The organism is Variovorax soli NBRC 106424 (genome assembly GCF_001591385.1).
Taxonomy (GTDB): domain Bacteria; phylum Pseudomonadota; class Gammaproteobacteria; order Burkholderiales; family Burkholderiaceae_C; genus Variovorax; species Variovorax soli.
The window spans coordinates 145,010-151,394 of the sequence record NZ_BCUU01000001.1; the positions used below are offsets into that span (position 1 = coordinate 145,010).

The window sequence follows — 6,385 nt, forward strand, 5'->3', positions numbered from 1 at the left end:
CCTGGCCTTGCGTGACGCGACAAAGAATCACTAGAAATCCCTCCGAGGACACCATGAGACTGATTTTGTTGGGCGCCCCCGGGGCAGGCAAAGGCACGCAAGCGACTTTCATCTGCCAGAAGTACGGGATTCCTCAAATCTCCACGGGCGACATGCTGCGCGCCGCCGTCAAGGCAGGCACTCCCCTCGGCCTGCAGGCCAAGGCCGTGATGGACTCCGGCGCGCTGGTCAGCGACGACCTGATCATCAACCTGGTGAAGGAACGCATCGCCCAGCCCGATTGCGCGTCCGGCTTCCTGTTCGACGGCTTTCCCCGCACCATTCCGCAGGCCGAGGCCATGAAGACGGCCGGCGTGAAGATCGACTACGTGCTGGAAATCGACGTTCCCTTCTCGGACATCATCGAGCGCATGAGCGGCCGCCGGTCGCACCCGGCGTCGGGTCGCACCTACCACGTGAAGTTCAACCCGCCCAAGGTGCCGGGCAAGGACGACCTCACCGGCGAGGACCTGATCCAGCGCGAGGACGACAAGGAAGAAACCGTGCGCAAGCGCCTGGACGTCTACAGCCAGCAGACGCGCCCCCTGGTGGACTACTACTCCAACTGGGCCAAGGCCGACCCCGCAATGGCCCCCAAGTACCGCGCCATCAGCGGCACCGGCTCCGTCGAAGAAATCACGCAGCGCGCCCTGTCTGCGCTGTCGAGCTGACGCGCCTGCAGCCCGGCCTCAGGCCGGGCTGGAACGCAGGCCGTAGGTGTTGTTGCCGACGAACAGGTACTCGACACGCAAGATGGCCTCGCCCGCTTCGTCCTTGGACGTGAAGCCCACGGCGGACACCATGTCGCCCGCCTTGATTTCGGGGATCTTCCACGACTGCATGCGCGTGAGCGGCGCCAGTTCCAGCTCCCACTTCCGGTCGGTGCGGCGCGGCACGGTGGCCTTGGCCAGCAGGCCTGGGCCATCGACCGGCGCGCTCTGTGCCGGCAAGGGCCGCTGACGCAGATCGGCCGGTACTTTCAGACCGGCAGGCACCTCGATGTCCAGTTCCACATGCGGGTTCTGCCAGCGCGACTGAACGACCTTGCCCTCCAGGTAGAGCGGCCGGTCCTGGTCGAAACTGCTCCAGCCATGATGCGCCCACACCGGGCGCCCGGCGAACGCAATACCTGTTGCGGCAAGAACGAGTTGACGGCGTTTCATGCATGTCTCCTCAGGTTCAGTAGGCGATCCAGCGGCCGCAGAAGACGACCGCGATCCAGATGGCAGTGGACAGCAACATCTGGGCCCTGGCAAGGCCATCCAGGTGCCGCAGTGATCCGCGCAAGTGAAAGACCAGCGCATTGACGCCAGCAACGGCCAGCAGGCCCATCTTGACGACGAAGTAACGGTTGGCCAGCAACTCACCCGGATGGCTGGCGAACATCAGCAGGCCACTGCACGCTGCCAGGCCGAATCCCGAGATCGCGATGGTGAGCGACAGGCGGGCGAAGGGCTGCACCGGAACCGCTGCCGCCCGCCCGAAGACGCGCATCTCGAGCGCGACCAGGTTGCCCAGCAACAGTGCGATGCCCAGGATGTGCACCACCTCCAAGGCGGGGTAGGCCCATGCATGCGACTGCAGTGCGGCGAACATCGCGCCTAGCAGCCCGTTGTGCCCATCAGTTCCAGTTGCAGGCGGATGCGCGCCTTGACCGGGCCGAGCGCGCCGGCGTCGTCAATGGTGTCGCCCGGCTTGGCCAGAATGCGCCCCTGCGGGCAGCGCGTGGCGCGCACGACGCGAACACCCGCCGCCTGGGCACGCGCCGCGGCCTGCTCGATCTCGCGATGCAAGGTGCCGTTGCCGGTGGCGGCCAGCACCAGGCCGCTGATCGCACCTGGCGCCCCCTGGGCGCGCTGTGCCACCAGCGAATCGATGAGATCGCCCCGGGCGCCGGCGTGGCTGAACACGATCTCGACCCGAGGCGGATCAGCATCGCGCGGCCAGTCAGGAATGGAAGGTGGTGCGCCCGTCGGCCTTTCAGGCCACGGCTTGGCCAGGCGCACGACGCCCTCCTCCACGAACCCGACAGGGCCCGCATCGCCGGAAGCGAAGGCATCGATCCGGTAGGTGTGCACCTTCTGCACATCCTGCGCCGCGTGAACGACACCGGCGCAGACGACGGTCACGCCCTGGGCACCGGGCGTGGATGCCACGGCGATCGCATCGCGGACGTTCTGCGGGCCGTCGGGCGACAACGCGCTGGCCGGGCGCATGGCGCAGGTCAGGACGACCGGCTTCAAAGCCCCCAGCACGCTGTGAAAGAAGAAAGCCGTCTCCTCCAGCGTGTCGGTGCCGTGCGTGACGACCACGCCGGCCAACGTTGGATCGGCCAGCGCCTGCGCGCAGCGCTGCGCGAGGGCGAGCCAGATGGAGAACTCCATGTCCTTGCTGTCCACCTGCGCGACCTGTTCGGCCTCGAGTGCGACGCCCGGTGGCGCCTCGATGCCCGCAAGCAGTTCGGCCACGCCGACCTGTCCCGCCACGTACCCGATGTTGTCGTCGCTGCTGGCGGCCCGGCCGGCAATGGTGCCGCCGGTACCCAGAACCAGCACGCGGGGACCATGTGAATCCTTGTGAACTTTCATGCTTGCCAATCCCGAAAAACTGGTTAAAAATACAGTTACTGGATATGCGACCAGTAACCAAGGTGCATTCACAGGAGTTCAGCGCATGATCAACCTGCCTTTTCCCGTCAAGCTTACCGCCCGCCAGCAGCAGATCCTGGACCTGATCCAGTCCGCCATTGCACGCACCGGCGCGCCCCCCACGCGTGCCGAGATCGCGGCCGAGCTCGGCTTCAAGTCGGCCAACGCGGCGGAAGAGCACCTGCAAGCCCTGGCACGCAAGGGCGTGATCGAACTGGTCAGCGGCACGTCGCGCGGCATCCGGCTCAAGGGCGACGCACTGCGCTCCATCAATGAATCGCGCGGCAGCCAATACTCGTTGCCGCTTCCCGGCCTGGCACAGCTTGCGCTGCCGCTGGTGGGCCGCGTGGCCGCCGGCTCGCCCATCCTTGCGCAAGAGCACGTGGACCAGACCTTCTATGTCGAAAGCACGCTGTTCCAACGCCAGCCCGACTACCTGCTCAAGGTGCGCGGCATGTCCATGCGCGACGCGGGCATCATGGACGGCGACCTGCTGGCCGTGCAAGCCACCAAGGAAGCGCGCAATGGCCAGATCGTCGTGGCCCGTCTGGGTGACGAGGTCACCGTCAAGCGCCTCAAGCGCAACAAACAGGTGGTCGAACTGCACGCCGAAAACCCTGACTACCCCACCATCTTCGTGCAGCCGGGCGAGCCGTTCGAAATCGAAGGCCTCGCGGTGGGCCTGATCCGCAACACCATGCTCATGTAGCAGGCCAGTTACCGGGTCCGCGCCAGGTGGCGGGCGTATGGCGAGAGAGCCATCACCCTGACGCGAATCCCCTTGCCGAGAAAGCAATCCTGCCTGTGTTCAACCCCAACCACTGTGGAGTTCACATGGGAATCGCTGTTCTGACCTTTGCCGAAATCTTCTCGCCACTGCAGGCCCTTGCCCACCGCTGGATCGCGCCGCGCCGGCGCAAGCCCTCCGCGGATCTGCGCTACGTTGCCATCCGCCCCGCCTGCACTGCGCGTGGCGGCGTCAACCAGAAGCAGCAGGAAGCCGCCTCCGAAACCAAGCCGCTGCGGGTGATTCGGGTGGTCGACGGCCGGTCAGCCTGCAACAGCAGCCGGGTGGTGATCTCCGGCCGCATGGCAGACGTGTGTGCCGAGCTGGACCGCCTGGCCGCGCTGGAGGCGCATCAGCCTTCGCCCGGCCGCATGCACTGAGGGCGAGCCGCATCAGGGCGGCATGCGCCGCCGCCACTACACAACATGTAGTTACCGAGGCGCAGGGCACAATAACGTGCCATGAATATTGTGATCCTCGACGATTACCAGGACGCGGTCCGCAAGCTGCGCTGCGCGTCCAAGCTCGATGCCTATGCGGCCAAGGTCTACACGAATACCGTCAAGGGGATCGGGCAACTTTCGGTTCGGCTGAAGGACGCCGACGTGATCGTCCTGATCCGCGAGCGCACGCAGATTTCGCGGCAGCTGATCGAGAAGCTGCCCAAGCTGAAGCTGATTTCCCAGACCGGCCGCGCCGGCTCGCACATCGACATCAACGCCTGCAGCGAATTGGGCGTGGCCGTGGCCGAAGGCACCGGATCGCCGCAGGCACCGGCAGAACTCACCTGGGCGCTGATCATGGCGGCCATGCGGCGGCTACCCCAGTACATCAGCAACCTCAAGCATGGCGCCTGGCAGCAGTCGGGGCTGAAGTCGGCTTCCATGCCGCCCAATTTCGGGCTTGGCTCTGTCCTCAAGGGCAAGACGCTGGGCATCTGGGGCTATGGCCGCATCGGCCAACTGGTGGCCCGCTACGGGCAGGCCTTCGGAATGCAGGTGGTGATCTGGGGCAGCGAAGCCAGTTGCGCCAAGGCACGCTCCGACGGCTTCCAGGTGGCTGCCAGCCGCGAGACGCTCTTTACCTCGGCCGACGTGCTGTCGGTCCACCTGCGCCTGACCGAGGAAACACGCAACATCGTGCGCCTGGAAGACCTGGCCCGCATGAAGCCCACCGCCCTGTTCGTCAACACCTCGCGCGCAGAGCTGGTCGAGCAGGACGCCTTGCTGGCGGCGCTCAACCGCGGCCGCCCCGGCATGGCCGCCATCGACGTCTTCGAGAGCGAGCCGCCGCTGCAGGGCCATGCCCTCCTGCGCCTGGAAAACTGCATCTGCACGCCACACATTGGCTACGTGGAGCAGGAAAGCTACGAGCTCTACTTCGGCCAGGCCTTCGACAACGTCGTGAGCTTCATCAAGGGCAATCCGACCAACATCGTCAATCCCGGCGCTTTGCAGGTCCGGCGCTGAGCGGGACGGCCGGCTAGCGTTTGACGCCCAGGTGGCGGGGCCGCCGCTCGCCCTGGTTCGGATCCGGGTCGAACGGATCGAAGTCGATCAGGTGAGGATCGATGGGCGGCACCGACTGCGGCCTGGATGCGGGTGGTTCCGGTTCGATTGGCGCGCGCAGGGTCTCGAAGGCCGTGCGGTCCAGGTCGGAGAGATCCAGTTCCAATGGCGGCGGTACGCTGCGCTCCTGGGTATCGGGGGCCGAGCCTTGCTCTGCAGCTTCGGCACGCAGGTAGGGCATCGGAGTTGTTGGCTGGTAGGCGTGTTCTCCATGGCCTGGCAAAACGGCCACGGGCGGCGGCGCAGCGGGCAGTTCCCGGGGCACGCCCCAAGGGCCGGCGTATTCGCTCAGGTCACGCGCCACCGCATAGAGCATGAGCAAATCCTGGTAGGCCGGCAGGTCGAAGACGTCGTCGGCCGAGCCCGGCTTGCGGAAAACAAATGCTTCGATCAGGTCCGCGGTGCCTTGCGAAGGCCACTTCTCCACGATGAGGAGCAGAACCTCCGGGTAGTGCTCCAGGCCGCGGTCGCCTCCGGTGAATTGTTCGAACGCCGGCACAGCGACGTTGAAGCCGTGGCCGAACTCGTGCGCCACAGCGGCGTATTCCGTGCGGCGGTCCTGTGCCTTCAAGAGGCCGAGCAGGTCCAGGTACGCCATGGCGCTCGTTCCGGGGCTGGCCGCGATGTGCTCGCGCAGCACGCCGATGGCCTGATCGTGCTGGCCGAGGGACAGGAAGAATTCGGCCTGCTGCTGCACGTCGAGCAACTGCTCGGCATTGACGACCCGCGTGTGCGTGCCCTGGAAAGCCGATGCACCGACCCCCTCTGGCAGGGCCGTGACGCGAAGCCCCTGCGCTGCCGACTGCAGACCCGAGACATCCGCCGGTGCGGCAGGGTTCGTTTCGGTGTCGTCGTCGTCATCATCGTCATCGGCCAGCTCGCCGTGCCGAGGCAGGGGCTCCTTCGCGATGAATGTGGATGGCGGCTCTTCATCTGCCGCGCCGCCCCACCAGGCGGCCTGGCGGGCCCTGCGCGCCTGCCGCCACAGGACCATCAAGGCAAGCAGCGCCAAGGCCAGCAGCGCCATCAGTGCGTAGACGACCGGGTTGCGATAGCGGTCGGCTTCGGCCTGTACAAGGCTGCCTCGCAGTTCAAGCAGCTGGCGTTGGTTCTGCGCCGACTGCTCGCGCAAGGTGGCCAGGGCTGCCTCCATTTCCTTCAGCCGATCGGCATCGCGGCGGGCTTGCTCTGCAGCTGCAGCCAGGGCCGCCGCGGCAGCCGCACCGGAAGCCTCGGCTACTGCAACGGGGGACGCCGCCCCGGATCCGGAAGCAGGCGTGCCAGCAGGCGACGAAGCCGGCGTAGCCGCCGACCCCGCGGACTGAGCGGCGCCCGGCGCGGCA

The 6,385-nt window shown here is 66.6% G+C and carries 7 protein-coding genes and 1 pseudogene; 4 read left to right on the plus strand and 4 right to left on the minus strand.

Annotated elements, in window-relative coordinates; genetic code table 11:
- The first annotated feature begins 53 nt into the window (after window positions 1–53).
- Window positions 54–710 (plus strand): adenylate kinase, encoded by a 657-nt coding sequence (gene adk, locus VSO01S_RS00670; RefSeq protein ID WP_068639865.1) that lies wholly within the window; start codon window positions 54–56, stop codon window positions 708–710.
- A gap of 18 nt (window positions 711–728) precedes the next feature.
- Here adk and VSO01S_RS00675 read toward each other — a convergent pair whose 3' ends face one another.
- The 3 genes from VSO01S_RS00675 to VSO01S_RS00685 are packed head-to-tail and all read right to left on the minus strand — an operon-like array spanning window position 729 to window position 2,627.
- Window positions 729–1,202 carry a DUF6152 family protein gene (locus VSO01S_RS00675; protein WP_068639866.1) on the minus strand — a complete coding sequence of 158 codons (474 nt, stop codon included), beginning with the start codon at window positions 1,200–1,202 and terminating at the stop codon, window positions 729–731.
- Between the two features lie 16 nt (window positions 1,203–1,218).
- Window positions 1,219–1,635: a hypothetical protein gene (locus VSO01S_RS00680; protein WP_068639867.1), complete on the minus strand. Its 417-nt coding sequence runs from the start codon at window positions 1,633–1,635 to the stop codon at window positions 1,219–1,221.
- A gap of 5 nt (window positions 1,636–1,640) precedes the next feature.
- Window positions 1,641–2,627 carry an asparaginase gene (locus tag VSO01S_RS00685; protein ID WP_068639868.1) on the minus strand — a complete coding sequence of 329 codons (987 nt, stop codon included), beginning with the start codon at window positions 2,625–2,627 and terminating at the stop codon, window positions 1,641–1,643.
- An 85-nt stretch (window positions 2,628–2,712) separates the two neighbouring features.
- Between VSO01S_RS00685 and lexA the strand changes: the two genes are divergently transcribed.
- The 3 genes from lexA (at window position 2,713) to VSO01S_RS00700 (ending at window position 4,943) form a co-directional block, all read left to right on the plus strand.
- Window positions 2,713–3,396 (plus strand): transcriptional repressor LexA, encoded by a 684-nt coding sequence (lexA, locus tag VSO01S_RS00690; RefSeq protein WP_068639869.1) that lies wholly within the window; start codon window positions 2,713–2,715, stop codon window positions 3,394–3,396.
- Window positions 3,397–3,521: 125 nt separating this feature from the next.
- Window positions 3,522–3,854: a hypothetical protein gene (locus tag VSO01S_RS00695; RefSeq protein ID WP_068639870.1), complete on the plus strand. Its 333-nt coding sequence runs from the start codon at window positions 3,522–3,524 to the stop codon at window positions 3,852–3,854.
- An 81-nt stretch (window positions 3,855–3,935) separates the two neighbouring features.
- Window positions 3,936–4,943: a D-2-hydroxyacid dehydrogenase family protein gene (locus VSO01S_RS00700; protein WP_068639871.1), complete on the plus strand. Its 1,008-nt coding sequence runs from the start codon at window positions 3,936–3,938 to the stop codon at window positions 4,941–4,943.
- Window positions 4,944–4,956: 13 nt separating this feature from the next.
- Here the strand turns inward: VSO01S_RS00700 and VSO01S_RS00705 are convergent.
- A pseudogene (locus VSO01S_RS00705) lies at window positions 4,957–6,385 on the minus strand (hypothetical protein); the annotation flags it as partial.